Source organism: Mesorhizobium sp. M7A.F.Ca.CA.004.06.1.1, assembly GCF_003999135.1.
Lineage (GTDB): Bacteria > Pseudomonadota > Alphaproteobacteria > Rhizobiales > Rhizobiaceae > Mesorhizobium.
The window spans coordinates 1-2,671 of the sequence record NZ_RZPQ01000785.1; the positions used below are offsets into that span (position 1 = coordinate 1).

The window sequence follows — 2,671 nt, forward strand, 5'->3', positions numbered from 1 at the left end:
CTTGGGGACCGGTGCCGGCAGGCGTCAGGATCTAGCCGCCTTCAGCGCTTCGCCTGAAAGCCTGAGAAAGACCTTCTGGCCGTGGCGCTCGGCGCCAAGCCGGTCGTAGAAGCGCAGCGCGCCCTCGTTCCAGTCCTCGGTGGTCAGGTCGATGCGGCCGATGCCTTCGCGCAGGCAATGATCGGCGAGAAAGCCGATCAGCGCCCGGCCGACGCCGGCGTTGCGAACCTTCTCGCATACGAACAGATCCTTGAGGAACAGCAGCCGCTCGAGATCGATACCGGGATGCGCGATCGCCACCGACGCCAGGCCGCTGACTTCGCCGTCGACGAAGGCGAGCGCGAAATGCGGATAGGCCGGGCTTTCCTCGCCAAGCCATTTGCGTGCAGCAGACAGGGCCCGGTCAGCATCGAGAGGCGGCTGCCGGTAATGCTCCGCCATCTCGCACAATATGGCCGCGAGTGCCGTCGCGTCCTCGATCGTCGCCCAGCGGACGTCGACCGTCACGGAATCAGCCCAGGAATTTGGCGATGATCGCGTCGCCCATCTGAACCGTACCGACCTCGGTCATGCCATCGGACATGATGTCTTTCGTCCGCAGGCCTTCGTCGAGCACGGCGGCGATCGCGCTTTCGACACGGTCGGCTTCATCGACCATGCCGAAGGAATAGCGCAGGCACATGGCGAAGGAAGCGATCATGGCGATCGGGTTGGCGATGCCCTTGCCGGCTATGTCGGGGGCTGAACCGTGCACCGGCTCGTAAAGCGCCTTGCGCTTCTTGGTCTTCACGTCAGGCGCGCCGAGCGAGGCCGACGGCAGCATGCCGATCGAGCCGGTCAGCATGGCGGCAATGTCGGACAGCATGTCGCCGAACAGATTGTCGGTGACAATGACGTCGAACTGTTTTGGCCAGCGCACCAGCTGCATGCCGCCGGCATCGGCCAGCATGTGGTCGAGCTTGACGTCGGAATAGCGCGCCTTGTGGGTCTGGGTGACGACCTCGTTCCACAACACGCCCGACTTCATCACATTGCGCTTTTCCATCGAAGTGACACGGTTCTTGCGCGTGCGTGCCAGTTCGAAAGCGACGCCCGAAATGCGCTCGATCTCGAACGTGTCGTAGACCTGCGTGTCGATGCCGCGCTTCTGGCCGTTGCCGAGATCGATGATCTGCTTGGGCTCGCCGAAATAGACGCCGCCGGTCAGCTCGCGCACGATCAATATGTCGAGGCCTTCGACCACCTCCTGCTTGAGCGAGGAGGACGCCGCCAGCGCCGGATAGCAGATGGCCGGGCGAAGGTTGGCAAACAGCTCCATGTCCTTGCGCAGGCGCAGCAGGCCGGCCTCAGGGCGCACCTCGTAGGGCACCGCATCCCATTTGGGACCGCCGACGGCGCCGAACAGCACCGCGTCGGCCGCCATCGCCTTTTCCATGTCGGCATCGGAGATCGCCGCGCCATGCGCGTCATAGGCGCAGCCGCCGACCAGCCCCTCATCGGTGGCAAAACCGCTGCCGAGCTTGTCGTTCATGACCGCGATCAGTTTCTTGACCTCGGCCATGGCCTCGGGACCGATGCCGTCACCGGGGAGCAGGAAAAGATGCTTCGTTGCCATGGAGGAACCGTCCTGGAAAGAATTTGAACCGCGGCCTTGCTAAACGCCAAGCCGGTTGTGCGCAAGGAGTAACGCAGCGATCAAGAACAACCTCGTTCGTTTGCGATCCTTCGCGCTCCCCTCTGCCCCGCCAGCCTCCCGCAAATTGCAGCGCCTTGCCTTCACCGATGCGAGAGAATGTTGACCAGCCGGCCGAACGGATCGCGGACATAGAAGCGGCGCACGCCCCAGGGCTCGTCGGCCGGTCCGTATTCGATGGCGAAGCCCGCCGCTTTCATGGCATCGAGCGCCGCATCGACATCATCGACCTCGATCGAAAGATCCGGCACCGGCGTTTCGGAGCCGCCTTGCGCCATGAAACTGACCTGGACATCCATCTTTGCTTGCGAGCCGTAGGTGGCGATCCAGCCAAGGTCCATAAGCACATCGAGGCCGAGGACATCCTGATAGAAACGCTTGGCCGCAGTGGCATCCGATGTCTCGATATTGGCAACGATGCGCCGGACTTTCATCGTCGGTCGCCTTTCAAGCCGTGCGCCGCAGCGCCGTCACCTCGATCTCGATCTTCATTTCCGATCTGTTGAGCTGGCAGACGATCATCGTCGCCGCCGGCCTGATGTCGCCGAACGTCTCGCCGAGGATCGGGAAGACCACGTCCACGAAGGCCTGGTCAGTGATGTAGTAATGCGCCCGCACCACGTCGGCCATCTCGAAGCCGCCGTCCTGAAGCGCCTTGCCGATCGTCGCCAGGCAATTGCGCGTCTGCGCCTCCACCGTCTCCGGCATCGTCATCGTCGCATAGTCGTAGCCGGTCGTACCGGACACGAAACACCAGTCGCCCTGCACCACTGCACGCGAATAGCCGGCGGTCTTTTCGAAGGGCGAACCGGTGGAGATGAGTGTGCGCATGGGGCCTCGCAGGATTTGGTGGCCATTTTGCAGGGAAGACGCCTGTCCGACCATGGGCCAACATGGTTGGATTGGCGGTGCAAACCTTCGATGCCAGCGGGGGTGTGAAGGATCGCGGCGGACAATTCTTTTCCGCAGCACGACGAC

4 protein-coding genes are annotated in these 2,671 nt (G+C 63.0%); all 4 read right to left on the bottom strand.

The genetic code is table 11. The annotated features are described in order from the left end of the window. Positions 1 to 24 precede the first annotated feature (24 nt). Positions 25 to 507 carry a GNAT family N-acetyltransferase gene (locus EN906_RS30095; protein ID WP_127269801.1) on the bottom strand — a complete coding sequence of 161 codons (483 nt, stop codon included), beginning with the start codon at positions 505 to 507 and terminating at the stop codon, positions 25 to 27. Positions 508 to 511: 4 nt separating this feature from the next. Continuing rightward, positions 512 to 1,615 carry a 3-isopropylmalate dehydrogenase gene (leuB, locus tag EN906_RS30100; RefSeq protein WP_127269799.1) on the bottom strand — a complete coding sequence of 368 codons (1,104 nt, stop codon included), beginning with the start codon at positions 1,613 to 1,615 and terminating at the stop codon, positions 512 to 514. 161 nt (positions 1,616 to 1,776) lie between these two features. Continuing rightward, a complete protein-coding gene (locus EN906_RS30105) occupies positions 1,777 to 2,127 on the bottom strand; it encodes a VOC family protein (protein WP_127271319.1) in 351 nt (116 codons plus the stop codon). 13 nt (positions 2,128 to 2,140) lie between these two features. After that, complete coding sequence (locus EN906_RS30110; protein ID WP_127271321.1) at positions 2,141 to 2,524, bottom strand: RidA family protein; 384 nt, start codon at positions 2,522 to 2,524, stop codon at positions 2,141 to 2,143. Positions 2,525 to 2,671: the final 147 nt, after the last annotated feature.

Excerpts from the sequence above, each read along its gene's own strand:
- EN906_RS30105 (WP_127271319.1), bottom strand. The coding sequence starts at position 2,127 with ATGAAAGTCCGGCGCATCGTTGCCAATATCGAGACATCGGATGCCACT.
- EN906_RS30110 (WP_127271321.1), bottom strand. The coding sequence starts at position 2,524 with ATGCGCACACTCATCTCCACCGGTTCGCCCTTCGAAAAGACCGCCGGC.
- leuB (WP_127269799.1), bottom strand. The coding sequence starts at position 1,615 with ATGGCAACGAAGCATCTTTTCCTGCTCCCCGGTGACGGCATCGGTCCC.